Annotated in this window: 15 protein-coding genes and 2 other annotated features; of the genes, 1 reads left to right on the top strand and 14 read right to left on the bottom strand. The window is 35.0% G+C overall.

The window, feature by feature from the left end:
• Positions 1-82: 82 nt before the first annotated feature.
• From A9CBEGH2_RS02265 to A9CBEGH2_RS02250, 4 genes are all read right to left on the bottom strand, one after another.
• The gene (locus tag A9CBEGH2_RS02265) at positions 83-922 is read right to left on the bottom strand and encodes a 3-hydroxyacyl-CoA dehydrogenase family protein (RefSeq protein ID WP_118277091.1); all 840 of its coding nucleotides are present in this window, start codon (positions 920-922) and stop codon (positions 83-85) included.
• A 61-nt stretch (positions 923-983) separates the two neighbouring features.
• A complete protein-coding gene (locus A9CBEGH2_RS02260; protein ID WP_115714621.1) occupies positions 984-2,006 on the bottom strand; it encodes an electron transfer flavoprotein subunit alpha/FixB family protein in 1,023 nt (340 codons plus the stop codon).
• Positions 2,007-2,019: 13 nt separating this feature from the next.
• Positions 2,020-2,808, bottom strand: a complete 789-nt coding sequence (locus A9CBEGH2_RS02255; RefSeq protein WP_118277090.1) for an electron transfer flavoprotein subunit beta/FixA family protein — start codon at positions 2,806-2,808, stop codon at positions 2,020-2,022.
• 19 nt (positions 2,809-2,827) lie between these two features.
• On the bottom strand, positions 2,828-3,967 hold the full coding sequence (locus A9CBEGH2_RS02250; protein ID WP_118277089.1) for an acyl-CoA dehydrogenase: 1,140 nt from the start codon (positions 3,965-3,967) through the stop codon (positions 2,828-2,830).
• Positions 3,968-4,324: 357 nt separating this feature from the next.
• On the opposite strand from A9CBEGH2_RS02250, the gene A9CBEGH2_RS02245 reads away from it, so the two are divergent.
• Complete coding sequence (locus A9CBEGH2_RS02245; protein WP_115714618.1) at positions 4,325-5,530, top strand: acetyl-CoA C-acetyltransferase; 1,206 nt, start codon at positions 4,325-4,327, stop codon at positions 5,528-5,530.
• A 157-nt stretch (positions 5,531-5,687) separates the two neighbouring features.
• Here the strand turns inward: A9CBEGH2_RS02245 and A9CBEGH2_RS02240 are convergent, their stop codons facing one another.
• From A9CBEGH2_RS02240 to pyk, 10 genes are all read right to left on the bottom strand, one after another.
• Positions 5,688-6,413 carry a TrmH family RNA methyltransferase gene (locus A9CBEGH2_RS02240; RefSeq protein ID WP_118277088.1) on the bottom strand — a complete coding sequence of 242 codons (726 nt, stop codon included), beginning with the start codon at positions 6,411-6,413 and terminating at the stop codon, positions 5,688-5,690.
• A gap of 114 nt (positions 6,414-6,527) precedes the next feature.
• On the bottom strand, positions 6,528-9,254 hold the full coding sequence (ileS, locus tag A9CBEGH2_RS02235; RefSeq protein WP_118277087.1) for an isoleucine--tRNA ligase: 2,727 nt from the start codon (positions 9,252-9,254) through the stop codon (positions 6,528-6,530).
• Between the two features lie 36 nt (positions 9,255-9,290).
• Positions 9,291-9,490 (bottom strand) — a binding site (T-box leader).
• Positions 9,487-9,954 carry a DivIVA domain-containing protein gene (locus A9CBEGH2_RS02230; protein ID WP_115714615.1) on the bottom strand — a complete coding sequence of 156 codons (468 nt, stop codon included), beginning with the start codon at positions 9,952-9,954 and terminating at the stop codon, positions 9,487-9,489. Its footprint overlaps the feature before it by 4 nt.
• 14 nt (positions 9,955-9,968) lie before the next feature.
• Positions 9,969-10,565 carry a YlmH/Sll1252 family protein gene (locus A9CBEGH2_RS02225; RefSeq protein WP_232057301.1) on the bottom strand — a complete coding sequence of 199 codons (597 nt, stop codon included), beginning with the start codon at positions 10,563-10,565 and terminating at the stop codon, positions 9,969-9,971.
• Between the two features lie 159 nt (positions 10,566-10,724).
• On the bottom strand, positions 10,725-11,126 hold the full coding sequence (locus A9CBEGH2_RS02220; RefSeq protein ID WP_115714613.1) for a cell division protein SepF: 402 nt from the start codon (positions 11,124-11,126) through the stop codon (positions 10,725-10,727).
• A gap of 149 nt (positions 11,127-11,275) precedes the next feature.
• Entirely contained in the window at positions 11,276-11,659 is a 384-nt protein-coding gene (locus A9CBEGH2_RS02215; RefSeq protein ID WP_118277086.1) for a NifB/NifX family molybdenum-iron cluster-binding protein, read from the bottom strand.
• 16 nt (positions 11,660-11,675) lie between these two features.
• Positions 11,676-12,599 (bottom strand): hypothetical protein, encoded by a 924-nt coding sequence (locus tag A9CBEGH2_RS02210; protein WP_163104177.1) that lies wholly within the window; start codon positions 12,597-12,599, stop codon positions 11,676-11,678.
• Positions 12,596-14,329 carry a threonine--tRNA ligase gene (gene thrS / locus A9CBEGH2_RS02205; protein WP_115714610.1) on the bottom strand — a complete coding sequence of 578 codons (1,734 nt, stop codon included), beginning with the start codon at positions 14,327-14,329 and terminating at the stop codon, positions 12,596-12,598. Before thrS ends, A9CBEGH2_RS02210 begins: the two co-directional genes overlap by 4 nt.
• A gap of 35 nt (positions 14,330-14,364) precedes the next feature.
• Positions 14,365-14,571 (bottom strand) — a binding site (T-box leader).
• A gap of 85 nt (positions 14,572-14,656) precedes the next feature.
• Positions 14,657-15,886 carry an aminopeptidase gene (locus tag A9CBEGH2_RS02200; RefSeq protein WP_163104176.1) on the bottom strand — a complete coding sequence of 410 codons (1,230 nt, stop codon included), beginning with the start codon at positions 15,884-15,886 and terminating at the stop codon, positions 14,657-14,659.
• A gap of 128 nt (positions 15,887-16,014) precedes the next feature.
• Entirely contained in the window at positions 16,015-17,433 is a 1,419-nt protein-coding gene (pyk, locus tag A9CBEGH2_RS02195; RefSeq protein WP_163104175.1) for a pyruvate kinase, read from the bottom strand.
• Between the last annotated feature and the right edge of the window lie 43 nt (positions 17,434-17,476).

The following is a 17,476-nucleotide window of genomic DNA, read 5'->3' as shown; positions in this document are numbered from 1 at the left end:
AACATTTTTAAAAAAGTGAACCCACAATTTCAATGGTAGTCATGTGAAATTATAGATTCACTTTCGTTACTTAAAAGACTTCTTATTTAGAATAGTCGTAGAATCCTACACCAGTTTTCTGACCTAGTTTTCCACCACGAACCATTTTTCTTAATAATGTACAGCAACGATATTTGCTGTCGTGAGTTTCAGCATATAAAACATCCATGATAGCAACTACAATATCAAGACCAATCAAGTCACCTAAAGCCAATGGTCCCATTGGATGATTAGCCCCAAGTTTCATAGCAGTATCGATATCTTCAATAGAAGCAATACCTTCCTGTAAAATAGTAGCAGCTTCATTGATCATAGGGATCAGAATACGGTTTACTACAAATCCTGGACCTTCTGCAACTTCAACTGGAGTTTTTCCTAATGATTTAGAAATTTCAATGATTGCTTCTTTTGTTTCTGCTGGAGTGTTAATTCCAGAAATAACTTCAACCAGTTTCATACGATCCGCTGGGTTAAAGAAATGCATACCGATAACTGGGTGTTTAATTCCCTTAGCAATTTCAGTAACTGATAAAGAAGAAGTGTTTGTACCAAAGATACAAGAATCTTTGCAGATACCATCTAAAGTAGAGAACAGTTCTTTTTTCGTTTCCATAATTTCAAGTACAGCTTCAACTACTAAATCACAGTCAGCTAAATCACTGTATTCACCAGCTTTTAGATTTCCTTTGATTTCACCAGCTTTATCAGCAGTCATTTTTTCTCTTGAAACTAATTTGTCAAGTTTTGCACCAATTTTATTAATACCATTCTGTGCCCATTCCAATTTAATATCGCATACAGTTACATCATAACCATTTGTAGCAAATGCATTTGCGATACCTTGTCCCATTGTTCCAGCACCAATTACACCAACTTTTTTCATGTTCATATCTCCTTTTTTTTATTATACAGAAAGGGCATTGCCCTTTCTGTTTCAACTAATGTTATGCTTTTTTAGCAGCAATAATTTCTTCTTTCAATAAAGGAAGAATTTCTTTTACATCACCTACAAATCCCATGTTGGCAATAGAGAAAATTTCAGCCTGAGGATCACGGTTGATAGCGATGATCATATCAGATTTTTCCATACCAGCTACGTGCTGACAAGCACCTGAAATACCGCAAGCAATGTATAGAGATGGACGTACTGTCTTACCAGTCTGTCCTACCTGAATATCTTTAGATGCAAATCCATCATCAACTACTGCACGAGAAGCACACATAGCTCCACCTAATTCATCAGCTACAGCCTGTACCATATCTAAGCAGTCTTCAGCACCACGACCAGCACCTACAAGAATATCGCATTTTGTAATATCAATACCTTCTACCACTTTAGCGATAACTTCTTTTACAACAACTTTTGCATCTGTATTTTCAAATTTTGGAGTAAATTCAATAACTTCTCCACTTCTTGATGCATCTGGAGCATCCATAGAGAATACGTTTGGACGAATCGTAGCCATTTGTGGACGAGTATCTGGACAAATGATTGTACCAAATAAGTTACCACCAAATGTTGGACGAGTTACCAAAAGTAAAGCTTCATCTTTCTTTTCAGGGTCCATTTCAATTTTTGTAGCATCTGCAGTTAAACCAGCATTCAAACGAGCAGCAACACGTGGTGCTAAATCACGACCTAATACCGTTGCACCAGTTAAGAAACTATCTGGTTTAAATTCATTGATAATCTGCGTTAATGTATCAGTATAAAACTGTGTAGAGTATCCTTCCAGCATAGCATCATCAGCTACGATAACTTTATCAGCACCATGTGCGATAACAGTCTGTGCCTGATCTTTGATGTTATGTCCAAGTAAAACACCAACAACTTTAAATCCCATGTGAGGAATGGAAGCCACTAATTTTCTAGCTTCGGAAATCAATTCGTATCCAACATTGGCAATAACGCCATTTCTTTGTTCAACGAATACGTAAATATCTTTGTATCCTTCAAATTTAGCCATTGTTCTTCTCCTCCTATTTTGTAATAATCTGTTTTTCTTTCAATGTTTTCGCAATTAGTTTTGCAGCTTCAGCAGCTGGCAGTTCATAAGTTTCAGTTTCTGCAGTTACATCTTTTGTAAATGTGTGATGTACTTTTGTTGGAGAACCTGCAAGACCAACTTTTTCTGCAGCGATACCTAAATCATTGAATGTCATGATTTTTACTTCTTTGGAGAAAGAATCAACGATGTCATTACAGTTCATGTAACGAGGAGAGTTCATTCCACTTAAAGTAGTTAATAGACATGGAAGTTTAGCTTCAATGATTTCTTCACTTTCTTCCAATGATTTTCTTACTGTAATTTTTTCATCATTGATATCAATGATTTTATCAACATAAGTTACCTGAGGAATGTCCAAACGTTCTGCAGTCTGAGGACCAACCTGTGCAGTATCTCCATCGATTGCCTGACGACCTGCAATAATCAAGTCATAACCAAGTTTTTCGATTGCAGCAGCAAGTGTACTAGAAGTAGCACAAGTATCTGCACCAGCAAATGCACGGTCAGTAATCAATACACATTCATCAACTCCACGACCATACAATTCTTTCAACATTCCACTAGCCTGAGGTGGACCCATAGAAACTACGGTAACAGTTGCCCCTGTTGTTTCTTTAATTTTAAGTGCTTCTTCAACACCTGCCAAATCATCTGGATTGATGATACTTGGAACACCGGCACGAATCAATGTACCAGTTACTTTATCAACACGGATTTCAGTTGAATCCGGTACCTGTTTTACAAGAACGATAATTTTCATGATCTTCATTCCTTTCCTACTATTTCAACATTGCTCCAGCGATAACCATACGCTGTACTTCAGATGTACCTTCATAGATTTCAGTGATTTTTGCATCACGGAACATTCTTTCTACTGGGTAATCACGAGTATAACCATATCCACCCATTAACTGGATAGCTTTTGTTGTAACTTCCATAGCTACTTCAGCTGCAAATAATTTTGCTTTTGCAGCTTCTACAGAGTAAGGTTTTCCTTCCTGTTTTTTACATGCAGCATCATAAACCAGCCATCTTGCAGCATCTACTTTTGTCTGCATATCAGCTAACTGGAACTGTGTATTTTGGAATTTTGAAATAGCACGTCCAAACTGTTTACGAGATTTTACATAAGGAACAACTTCATCAATCGCACCCTGTGCAATACCTAATGCCTGAGCAGCGATACCAATACGTCCACCATCCAGTGTCATCATGGCAATTTTAAATCCTTTTCCTTCCTGACCTAACAGGTGGTCTTTACTCAAACGCACATTGTTGAAAATCAATTCACTTGTTGCACTACCACGAATACCTAATTTCTTTTCGTGCTGTCCAACAGTAAATCCTGGCATACCTTTTTCTACGATAAATGCAGAAATACCATGGTTACCTTTCGTTTTATCTGTCATCGCAAAGATAATATATACATCAGCTTCACCAGCATTTGTAATGAAAATCTTTGTACCGTTTAAGATGTAGTCTTCTCCATCTTTCACTGCAGTTGTCTGCTGACCAGCAGCATCTGTACCAGCATTTGGTTCTGTCAATCCAAAAGCAGCTAATTTTTCACCAGTACATAAGTCTGGCAAATATTTCTGTTTCTGTTCTTCAGTACCGAATGCAAAAATTGGCCAAGTACCTAATGATGTATGTGCGGATAATACAACTCCTGTTGTACCGCATTTTTTACTTAATTCTTCTACTGCAAGAATATAGCTTAAATAATCAGCTCCAGCACCACCGTATTCTCTTGGGTATGGAATACCAAGCATTTTACATGCTTTCATTGTTTCTACGTTTTCACGTGGGAATCGTTCATCTTCGTCAACTTCTGCTGCAAGAGGTTTTACATCTTTTTCAGCGAATTCAGCGAATAGTTTCTTCATCATTTGTTGTTGTTCTGTTAACATGAAGTCCATAAGTGTTCTCCTCTCCTTGAATTTACTTGAACTAGTATAGGATTTATAAATGTAATTCCTGGAAGGAACCCATAATCCACTTCTCATTGTAGTCCTTTATCTGCCAGTAGTCAATACATTTGTTAAAAATTTAACAAGTTTTTATTTTTTTAAATTCTTACCGTGTACTTATTGTTTTCTATATAATTTATAATATAAAACATAACGAAATCTACTTTTTTATAACAATGAAAATATATGGAATTTCACTAATTATTTTTTTCACAAGATGTTGACATACAAATCTTTTTTCGCTATCATAATGGTGTGAAATACGTAACAACTACGTACACATAAAAGAAAGACAGGTAGAAGAATATGAAAAAAACTTATGTAATCAGTGCTAAACGTAGCGCTATCGGTAGCTTTCTAGGATCTTTAACAACTGTATCTCCTCTTGATTTAGGTACAACTGTTGTTAAAGCTTTATTGGAAGATGCCAAAGTAGCTCCAGAAAACGTTGACGAATTAATTTGCGGTAACGTTTTAGGTGCAGGACTTGGACAGAATATTGCTCGTCAGATTTTATTGGAAGCTGGTATTCCTGAAACTGTATGTGCACATTCTGTAAATATGGTTTGTGGTTCTGGTTTAAGAACAGTAATGGAAGGTGTTATGTCTATTCAAACTGGTTTTAACGATATCGTTATTGCCGGTGGTGTTGAATCTATGTCAGGTGCTCCTTACCTAATTCCTGCAAATACTCGTACAGGAAACAAAATGGGAGATTTCAAAGTTACAGACCACATGATTTATGATGCATTAACAGATGCTAAACACAAAATCCACATGGGTGTAACTGCTGAAAATATTGCGAAAAAATACAATATCACTCGTGAAATGCAAGATGAATTTGCTTATGCTTCTCAGCAGAAAGCTATCGCTGCAGTAGATGGCGGACGTTTCAAAGATGAAATTGTACCAGTGGAAGTAAAACTTAGAAAAGAAACTGTTATCTTTGATACAGATGAACACCCTAACCGTAAATCTACTCCAGAAAAACTCGCTAAACTTCGTCCAGCATTCATTAAAGATGGTACAGTAACAGCAGGTAATGCTTCTGGTATCAATGATGGTGCAAGCTTTGTTTTATTAGCTAGCGAAGAAGCTGTTGAAAAATATAATCTTACTCCAATTTGTGAAATTATTGGAATTGGACAGGGTGGTGTTGATCCATTAACAATGGGATTAGGACCTACTCCAGCAATTCGTAATGCTTTGAACTATGCTGATTTAAAATTACAAGATATTGAATTAGTAGAACTTAACGAAGCATTTGCTGCTCAGTCATTAGGAGTTATCCACGAATTAGTTGAAGAACATGGCATTGACCGTGAAGAATTCATGGCTAAAACAAATGTAAACGGTGGAGCTATCGCTTTAGGACACCCTGTTGGGGCTTCAGGTAACCGTATCCTAGTATCTTTAATTCATGAAATGGTTAAACGTGATGTTAAACTTGGACTTGCTTCTCTATGTATTGGTGGAGGTCAAGGTACAGCAGTTATCGTTAAACGTCCTTAATAAAAAAGAAACTGTGATGAATAAGAGAAAATTACTTCTCTGATAAATCACAGTTTTTTTATTGTATTCCATATAAAAAAACAGATGGTAATGGAACTAGTTCTCATTGATCATCTGTTTTTTATCGAAACATAGATTCATATCAATTTTTATATCGTTAATGATTGCATGTATACATACATATACCTGCCGCAACTGCTACATTTAAAGATTCAAAAGTTTCCATTTCAATTTTCACAAGTTTATCACATCTATTTAAAATCCCTTGACTTACTCCCTGTCCTTCATTGCCAAAAACAAAGGCATATGGCGATTTAACTTCAAGTTCCTGTAAATCTATTGCATTTTTTAAAGCAGTTCCATAGACTGCTATGCCCTGCTGTTTAAAATCAGTAAGAACTTCCTGTAAATCTTTTCGAAATACCGGAATATGGAAACATGCACCTTGTGTAGAACGAATAACTTTTTCATTATATACATCTGCACATCCTTTTGACAAGATAATACTATCATATCCAAAAGACAACGCACTTCGTATGATTGTGCCTAAATTACCAGGATCTTGTACATCATCTAGTATGATAATTTTCTTTCCATACGTTTCTTTTTGTTCTGGGTAATGACATAATGCCATAATATTGCTTCCAGAAACACTAGAAGATAGTTTCTTCATTATATCCGAAGTAATTTCATAGTGTTCATACATATCCCACGAAGTATTTTCTTCTACACTTATTACACACTCAATCAAACCTTCTTTATGTGCTTCTTGTAAAAGATGTTCTCCTTCAATTAAAAACTTTTTATCAATTTCCCTGTATTTCTTTTCTTTATATTTTGACCATTGTTTTACTTTGGCATTTGTTAAAGATGTTATTTTCATAAACTTCCCTCTTTCTATCGTAGCTATTGTACTTTAATTTTTAAAAATATTCAATTTTTATATGAGAGAATGTTAAAAACAGTGAATATCTATTTTATTCACTGTTTTTATACTTTATTTTAATACAGATGCACAACGTTCACACAATCCATCTTCTGCTGTAGAGTCTGTGATATTCCAGCAGCGTGGGCATACATGACCATTACATTTTTCTACACTTACCTGACATACATCATATGTTTTTAATTCTTCATTGCAAAGTTCAGCTTTAGAGACAATTAGCCATTGGTTAAAGTGAGCACCACAATACTTATTAATTAAAGTAGATAGCTCTTCATTCACATGCACTTTCACATAAGCTTCCAATGATTTACCTATGATTTTATCCGCACGTGCTTCTTCCAAAGCCTTAAAGACATCGCTACGTACTGCCATTAATTTTTCCATCTCAGCTTTAATTTCTTCATTTTCCTCAACATCAATAGATTCCAAGAAGCTTCCCAAGTGAATACTTTCATCTTCTGCGTGGAAGAAATCATTTACTTCTTCACAAGTGTGAACAAGAATTGGAGCCCATAAACGGACAAGTACATTTAAAGCATGATATAGAACAGTTTGTACCTGACGACGTTTTACATCATCTTTCTTTTCAATATACAAAATATCTTTTGTATAATCTAGATAATAAGAAGAAAATTCATTTGTCATCAATGTTGTCAACATACTTGTAACATCTGCAAAACGATATTCTTTATATGCTTTTTTAGCTTTTTCATTTACTTCATATAAACGAATCAGCATATATTTATCTAATAAACTTAACTCTTTTACATCTACTAAATCTTCTTTTGTAAAATCTGTTTCAGGATTGATGTTTGCTAGCAGGAATCTAAATGTATTACGTACTTTACGATAGTTTTCACTAACCTGTTTCATAATCTCATCAGACATACTGCAATCTGCCTGATAGTCTACACTAGCTGCCCACAAACGAAGAATATCTGCCCCATATTTCTTTGTGATTTCCCCAGGTGCTACTGCATTCCACTGAGATTTCGACATTTTAACCCCTTTGCCATCCATAACAAATCCATGGCTTAATACTTGTTTATATGGAGAATGTCCATGTACTGCAGTACCAATAATCAAGGAAGAGTTAAACCACCCTCTATACTGGTCGCTTCCTTCAAAATATAAATCAGCAGGATATCCTAAACCTCTATCCATCATAGCACCAGTATGAGAACTTCCTGAATCAAACCAAACATCCATTGTATCTGTTTCTTTACGGAAAATGTTATTTGGTGAACCAGGATGTGTATATCCTTCTGGAAGAAGTTCATTTGCTTCTTTTTCAAACCAGATGTTAGAACCATGTTCTTTAAATAATGCAGCTACATGTGCAAATACATTTTCATCCATAATTGGAGTATCATCTTCAGCATAGAAAATTGGAATTGGCACACCCCATGCACGCTGACGTGAAATACACCAGTCTCCACGATCTGCAATCATATTATGCATACGCTGTTCGCCCCATTTAGGAATCCAATCTACTTTTGCGATTTCATCTAACAACTGTGTACGAATTTTATCAATAGATGCAAACCACTGTGTTGTTGCACGGAAAATAATTGGTTTTTTTGTTCTCCAATCATGTGGATAGGAATGGGTAATAAATTCAAGTTTTAATAATGCTCCAAGTTCATCTAATTTCTGTGTAACAGTTTTATTCGCATCATCAACATATTGACCAGCTAACCATTCTCCACATTCTTCCATCATACATCCATGTTCATCAACATTACAATATGCTGGCAAACCGTATTTTTGTCCAATAAAGAAGTCATCTGCACCAAATCCTGGTGCTGTGTGAACACATCCAGTACCAGCGTCAGCTGTAACATGATCTCCAAGAATCACTAAAGATTCGCGATCATATAAAGGATGCTGGCAAGTAATCATTTCCAACTCACTGCCTTTATAAGTAGCAATTTTGTTTTTTACTGTCAATCCAAATTTTTCCCACAAAGAATCAACTAATTCATCAAGAACGATCAATTTTCCCTTTTCACTTTCTACAAGTGCATATGTATAATCTTTGTTCAAACAAATTGCCAAGTTAGCAGGAATTGTCCAAGGTGTTGTAGTCCAAATAACAAAAGATGTATCTGTATCTAAAACTCCTTTTCCATCTTTTACAGCAAATTTAACGAAAATTGTAGGTGATTTAATATCTTTATATTCAATTTCTGCTTCTGCTAAAGCTGTCTCACTAGATGGACTCCAGTATACTGGTTTTAATCCTTTATAAATCAAACCATTCATTGCCATTTTACCAAAAATATCAATTTGATGAGCTTCAAATTCCTTCTGCAATGTAATATATGGATGATCATAATCTCCTACTACCCCTAAAGATAAGAAACCAGCTTTTTGACGTTCTACCTGTTCCAATGCATAGTTATAGCATAATTTACGGAAATCAGATAATTCCATTTCTTTGCGGTTATGACCCAATTTTTGAATAGCTGTTTCAATAGGAAGTCCATGTGTATCCCATCCTGGAATATATGGCACTTTATATCCTGCCATAAATTTACTTCTTAAAATAACATCTTTTAAAACTTTATTTAATGCATGTCCTAAATGAATATCACCATTTGCATAAGGAGGTCCATCATGCAAAACAAATGCTTCACATCCCTCTCTTTTTTCCAGCATTTTTTCATAAATGCTCATTTCTTTCCAACGTTTCTGAAATCCAGGTTCTTTGCTTGGAAGCTTTCCACGCATTTCAAAACTTGTCTTTGGCATCAACAATGTATCTTTATATTCCATACTTAACATCCTCCTTATAAATAAAAAAAGCATCCATCTAAGGACGCTTAACGTGGTACCACCTTAGTTCTCTATACAGAGCACTCTACTTTTAACGATAAGTGTATCGAACTATCTTACTATGTTCAGATAATCAGCTCCAAAGTGATATTTTTGTATACTTCATATAAACTTACACCAACCGTTTACTCTCTTAAAATCCATAAACAAAAACTTGTCTTCTTCCTAGCTTTTACAATTCTTCTTTTTTCAATAGATTTAAATCCGGTATTGCAGGAGTCTCAAAATTTTCAAGAGCTTCCCTAATTCGTTCTAACTCCTCTTGCATATTTCCTTTCATATCTCTTGCTTCATTTCCTAATCTGGAAATATCCAAGAGAATTCCTCTTGCCATCATCAGCGCTTCTTTAATAATAGTTTCCGCATTCTGATTTGCCGTATCTACAATCATATTGGCTTCCTTCATTGCCATTCGTGCCATTTCTCCAGCAGCCTGCTCTTTAATATACAGGTTGTCACTTACTTCTTTGTACTTTTTTTCCAAATCATCTTTTTCTTTACTTAAACGTTCCATCATTACGTTGTTACATTCCAGTTTTTTTCGCAAAGATTCAATTTCCTCTGCCAAAGAATGTATATAGTCATCTACCTGATAACGATTATATCCATTTTTCATTGTGTCAAATACACGTTTTTCCATATCATCACCCTTGCTTACTGATATTTTCCCGTTTCGATCACTAAATGGTCTTTCTTCGTCCTCTTTATGACTTCCTTAAAATGAAAACGCCCATGTCCACGAATGGAAATAACACTATTATTATTGCATAAATATGAACTTTCATCAAGAACTATATGATTAACTTTTACATATCCTGCTCGAATAAAATCCTGTGCTTTTTTCCTTGATACATTAACAAGAGCAGAAACCAATACATCAAGACGCAAACTCGATACAATTAGATTTTTATAAATAATGTTTTGCGTATATTCAATTTTCTCATAATATGGCTGAAAATGCACACTGCATCGTTTTATTTTTGTTAAATTACAAACAATATAATTTTCTATTTCTGAATCAACAAATATATAAATTGCATTATCCTTGACCAGTAAATCCCCTAGAGTTTCTCTTTCTAACCCAAGATTTAATAGGGCACCTAGAAGATCACGATGCGATAAAGTTGCAAATTGTGAAGAATAAGTTGCTTTTAAACATGTAATTTTCATATCTGCATCTTCTTCATAAGGTAAAATTGCTATACGACAGCGTTCTGCTCCATCATACCCTCCATCAATTTTATAATACACCTGTTTTCCCAAAATCTGTTCACAAATAGAAATCTGATCTGGCGAAAAAAAGGGAGTAAGTATCCTTCGCTTCTTACGTTCACACTGTTCCAACAAGTCGTAAACGCGTTTGGCAAATTCCTCATTACCCCGAAAATGTTCCAGATATCTTTTCAGATATTAATCCTCATCTGCATCCAGACTGATTTCCCCATGAACGGCTACATTTTTAGGTGCACACAAAATAACATTATGTCCAATTTTCTGGATGGATCCATCTAATGCAAAAATTACACCAGTTAAAAAATCAATTGTTCTTTGTGCATAATCTCTTTGAAGTTTATGTAAATTGATAACAGCTGCTTTATTCTCTTTCAAGCGTTTTGCCACTTCTTCTGCTTCATCAAAAGATCTAGGTTCAAATAAAACCATTTTTGTATCGCCTGGCAAACGGTTTACTGCTTTCGATTTTGGCTGTTCATAAGCAGAAATAGAAGGAGTGTCCTCTTCCTGTTCTACTTCCAATACCTCATCTTCATCCATAGGTGCTATAAATTCTTTAAATTTCTGACCGATGCTCATTTGGCATACCTCCTATATATACTAAATATATTTTATCATAATTTTATCGTTATAAAAAGACTATTTCTATAATTTGTACACTTCGCACACAACATCCTATAAGTTTTGTATAAAAAAAGGAAAACAGCGGAAAACCGCTGCTTTATGTCTTAATGATCTGAACACTTATGTTCTCCGCAATTATGTTCTGTTCCATCATGATGATGGTTGCACATGCCACTTTGATCGTCTTTTAAAGTTCCTTTTATTAATTGTTCAATGATTTCATCTACATTTCCACTTGCCCCAGAAATCAAAGAAATACTATTTTGTGCAAGTGCATCTCTAGCTCCTTGTCCAATTCCACCGCATACCAGCATATCTACATTTGCTTCTTTTAGCAGTGTAACAAGTGCACCATGCCCACTTCCATTGGAAGACAGCAATTCTTTATTTACCAGTTTTCCATCTTCAATATCAACTAATAAAAATTCCGGACATTTTCCAAAATGTTGAAATACCATATTATTCATATAAGTTATTGCATATTTCATATTTAATTACCTTCCTTTATTTTGTATAAGCATCATCCGTAATATTAATATTAAACTGTTTCAAAAATGTATTTATATCATCTTTTACATCAACCGCTTTAACAACACGTATATTTTGACGTTTCCATGATTTTTGTGCAATTTCTGCATTTGGAATTCCTAACTTCTCTGGCGTTGCTTTTTGTACTGCTTCAACAATTGCATTTTCATCCTCTAGACTTGTTTTATTTGCGAATTCTTCCATCTTATCATAAGCAGAAGATAATTTTTCTTCGCTTCCTTTTTTAACAAACAAGGCTGCTTGAGGATAACCATATGAAGGTGTATTGTTCTTTTGCTGATATTCTTTTTGTAAATCTTTTAATACTTTTAATTCTATCCCCTGCTGTTTTGCCTTTGCAATTGTAGCTGTAACTGCAGGTTCTGCAAGTAGACCTGCATTTGCCTTTTTCGCAAGAAGAGTTCCAGATACTTCGTTCGCAGAACCAAAGTATTTTATCTCACCTTTAATCGTATCCATATCCATACTGCTCATCAAAACTTTTTGTGGTACTGCAGCCTCTCCAAAAGCTGCAAACATACCTTCTTCAGATAACGCAGATTCATCTGTTCCTACAATATACAAATTCCCCCAGGTAACTACACTATCTAATACATAATCCGTTTTTTCTTTTTCAATCAATGTTGCACCAACATTGATAGGAGCTACAACTGCATCATATTCACTGTCTTTTTTTGATAAAGCAGCAAGCAGCGCATCACTTCCCGCTACAGTTTCAACCGTTATATTTTCTTGTCCATATAAAGGCAGCAATGCTAAAGCTGGCGCCCCTTGCGGAACTAAGATTTTTAATGGATCTTCTTTTGTAGGTTCTTTAGAAGAGCAAGCAGTCATAGTCAATACAAGAGCTGCTGCAAGTACACCTTTTAAAAATCTCATAACTGTTTATTCTCCACTTCTTTTGTAAGCATTTCAATAAATTCTTCAACATTTACAGTTTGTGAATCTTTGCTTTGTGCACGACGAATCGTTACCGTATTATTTTCAACTTCTCCATCTCCAATTACCAGCTGGTAAGGAACTTTCGCAAGCTGTGCTTCACGAATACGATATCCTAGTTTTTCATTTCTAGTATCTGCTTTGCTTCTAAATCCTAAGGCAAGCAATTTTTCATTTAATTTTTCTGCATATTCTGCGTGTTTTTCATAATGTACAGGAATGATCATTACTTGTTGTGGAGCAAGCCAAGTTGGGAAGTGTCCTGCAAAATGTTCAATCAAAATACCGATGAAACGTTCAATAGATCCAAAGATCACACGATGCAGCATAACTGGACGAACTTTTGAACCATCTTTTTCTACATAAGTTAAATCAAAACGTTCTGGAAGATTCATATCCAGCTGGATGGTACCACATTGCCATTCTCTTCCTAAAGAATCTTTGATATGGAAATCAAGTTTTGGACCATAAAATGCTCCATCCCCTGGATTTACTTTATATTCTTTCCCTGCACTTACACATGCTGCCGCAAGTGCTTTTTCACTTTCTTCCCAGATTGCTAAATCACCAATATATTTTTCTTCTGGACGTGTAGAAAGTTCAATACGATAAGATAAACCAAAAATAGAATATACACGATCAATAAAACGAATGAGTTCTTTAACTTCGCTTTCAATCTGATCTGGACGCATAAAGATATGTGCATCATCCTGTGTAAATGTACGAACACGGAACAAACCATTCAAAGCACCACTTGCTTCATGACGATGTACCTGTCCAAGTTCCCCAATACGCATTGGCATATCCTTATAAGAATGTAAGCCGTTTTTAAACACAAGCATAGAGCCTGGACAGTTCATTGGTTTAATCGCAAATTCTCTATCATCTACCGATGTTGTATACATATTTTCACGATAATTTGCCCAGTGTCCACTTGTTTCCCATAATTCTTTACTCATCATGATCGGAGTTTTAATAAACTGATAGTTTTCTTTTGTATGCTCTTCATACCAGAAATTTTCTAACAAATTACGTAAGATCATACCATTAGGCAAGAAGAAAGGCATTCCAGCAGCGTATTCGCTCATCATAAACAATCCCATTTCTCTACCAATTTTTTTGTGATCACGTTTTTTTGCTTCTTCCAGCATTTCTAGATGTTCTTCTAAAGCTTCTGCACTTTCAAAACAAACACCATAAATACGCTGAAGCATTTTATTGTTGGCATCGCCTTTCCAATATGCACCAGAATGTTTTAAAAGTTTAAAGTTTTTCAACTGTTTTACAGTTTCAACATGAGGTCCACGGCACAAGTCAATAAATTCCCCCTGCTGATAACATGTAATTGTTCCATCTTCTAAATCAGAAATCAAATCAATTTTATATGGATCATCCTTAAACATTTCCAAAGCTTCTGCCTTAGAAATCTCTTTACGAACGATACGTTTTCCATCTTTCGCAATTTTTTTCATTTCTTTTTCGATTTTCGGAAGATCTTCATCTTTGATTACTTCATCACCTAAATCAATATCATAATAGAATCCTTCACTAACAACTGGTCCAACCCAGAATTTAGCTTGTGGATACAATCGTTTCACTGCCTGTGCCATCATATGAGCACAAGAATGATTTAAAACACTTAATGCTTCATTTTCTCTAATATCAATCATAATTTACCTCCCATACAACTAAAAAAAGACTGTCGTCAAAGGACGTCAGTCTAAACGCGGTACCACCTTTTTTCCTTATGAAACTCATAAGACTCTCAAAACCTATAACGCAAGGTATACGGCACACCTTTTCAGGGGCAACTCCAAGGTAGTAAAATCAGTATTTTTTCAAAAAGCTTTCACCAGCCGCTTTTCTCTCTGCATCAAAAATATCTGTTTCATGTCCTTTTCACTGTCTTTATCTGTATACTTTATACAACAAATATGAAGTAATGTCAATTAGTAACCTTTCTATTTTAAAATAGGAATCGCATTTGTATGCTATATTTAAAATACAAAATCTCCATCTTTGAATACAGGAATCTCTTTGCCATCCTTATTTCCTGTAATACACATATCTTCATTACCAAACATAAAATCAACATGTGTTAAAGAAGAATTCGCACCCGCCTGTTTCAATTCTTCTTCACTCATTTTAGTACCATTTTCTATATTCATAGGATATGCATCACCAAGTGCTAAATGACAAGACGCATTTTCATCAAATAAGGTATTGTAAAATAATATACCACTTTCTGAAATTGGTGAATGATATGGAACTAGTGCAACTTCTCCAAGATATGAACTTCCTTCATCAAAATTTATAAGTTCTGTTAGTGCATCCAATCCTTCTTTAGCATCAAATTCAACGGCTTTTCCATCTTTAAAACGAATCCAGAAATCATTGATCATTGTTCCATTATAAAGAAGTGGACGAGAAGCATATACAATTCCATTTACCCCATCACGTTTTGGCATAGAAAAGATTTCTTCTGTAGGCATATTGGGATTAAATTCTACACCACTTTCTGTTTTTTCACTTCCTCCTGCCCAAATATGAGTTTTAGGAAGTTCAACATATAAATCCGTTCCTAAAGAGTTCACGAAATGCAAAGAATCAAAATGATACGTATTAAGTTTCTGAATTCTAGACTGGAAAGAAGCATTTAATTTTGTCCATTCTTCAATAGGATCATTATCTTCCCTTACATGAACACTAGAAAGAATTCTATCCATAAGTTCTTCTTCTGCACCAATTTCTCCTTCAAATTCTGGGAATACTACATCTGCCCATTCCTTATTTGAAACTGCAATAATACACCACTGTGTTTTATTCAACATGGTGTATTCCTGTAAGTCTTTACTTAATATTGCTTTCGCCATTCTTGCTTTACTGATTTTAGATGCATCAACTCCGTTCATAATACCTGGAATTTCAGAAATGATATGAAGAATACATGCACCATCTTTCATCAAATCTAAGCGACTATCAATTTCCCAGGGATAGATATGCTGAAGTTCTTCATCACTCTGATAGAAATAGTTACTTCTATTTATATATTCATCCTGATAAAATACCTGTACCCTTTTCGCACCTGCTTTATAAGCTTCTTCTACACAAGCTCTTGTTAGTTCAACCGCATTGACAGAAGCATTAATAATAAGAATTTGTCCTTTTTGCAGATTAACTCCTTTACGAATTGCTAATTCTGCATATTTTTGAATCATACCTTTCATATCGAAAGCTCCTTCCTTTTTTTCTTATTTTATCACATATGTGATTTTCACTACAATATCAACTTCCTTCATTTCTAAATTCATATAATAGAAAAAATCCCGTTTTAAAACAGGATTTTCATAAATTATTAAACTTCAATAATTTTCATTGTATTAGTAGCACCGCATCCTACTGGATAACCTGCAACCAAGATGATTGTTTCTCCATCTTTGATTCCATGTTCTTTTGCAATAGTACGTGCTAACTCACATTCATTGTTCTGGTTGTTTGCAACTTCAGACAATACTGTTGTTACTCCCCAGTTCATAGCCAGTGAACGCTGTGTTCTTTCATCAAATGTAACAGCAATAACTGGTGCTTTTGGACGGTATTTAGAAATACGGCGTGCTGTGTTTCCACTCTGTGTAAACGCAATAACAGCAGCAACATCCAATGTCATAGAAGTATCTGCTACAGAAATAGCAATTGCATCATTTTTTGTTCTCTGGCTAGTTTTCATAGCATTTTTCAAACGTTCATGATATGGAAGTGTTGGTTCCATTGCTTTCGCAATGCGATCCATTGTTTGTACTGCTTCTACTGGATAATCACCTGCTGCAGATTCTCCACTCAGCATGATAGCATCTGTTCCATCTAATACAGCATTTGCAACATCACTTGCTTCTGCACGAGTTGGACGAGGATTCTGCTGCATTGTTTCCAGCATGTGTGTAGCTGTAACAACTGGTTTTCCTAGTTCATTCGCTGTTTTGATAATCTGTTTTTGATATAGAGGTACCAATTCAAAAGATACATCGACTCCTAAATCTCCACGAGCTACCATGACACCATCAGCCACTTCTAGGATTTCACGCAAATTGTCAAATCCTTCCTGATTTTCAATTTTTGGAATGATCTGAATATCTGGTCTTCCTTCTTCTTCCAAGATTTTACGAATTGCCAATACATCTTCTTTTCTACGAGTAAAAGATGCCGCAATGTAATCTACACCCATTTTACATCCAAAACGGATATCCGCATCATCTTTTGCGGAAACAAATGGCATGCTTAATTTAACACCAGGAAGATTACATCCTTTTCTGCTTTTCAATGTATGTGGATTTTCGATACGGCAACGCAACTCTCCTTCTTTCTTCTCAAGGATAGTTAAACGGCATTTCCCATCATCAATTAAAATTGTTCCGCCAACTTCAACATCGTTAAAAATTTCAGGACACTGAATATGGAATTTTTCATGAGTTCCTAAGATTTTTTCGCGAACAATTGTAACTTCATCACCTTTTTCATAAGTTTCCTGTTTGTTTTCGAAATCTCCTAAACGTACTTCAGGACCTTTTGTATCTAGAAGAATAGCTACATTTTTTCCAGTTTCTTTAACAACTTCACGAATATTGTTAATACGATTTCCATGTTCTTCATAATCACCATGAGAAAAGTTCAAACGAATAATATTCATTCCGTTTTCTACTAACTTTGTCATCATTTCTTTACTTTCTGAAACAGGACCAATCGTACAAATAATTTTTGTTTTTCTATTTTCAATCATACATACTTTCCTTTCCAAATAACTATTTCACTTCTACTATCCG

Origin of the sequence: Amedibacterium intestinale (assembly GCF_010537335.1) — a bacterium.
Classification (GTDB): domain Bacteria; phylum Bacillota_I; class Bacilli_A; order Erysipelotrichales; family Erysipelotrichaceae; genus Amedibacterium; species Amedibacterium intestinale.
Note: the sequence above shows the minus strand (reverse complement) of the source record. Positions and strands in the feature narration are given on the sequence as shown.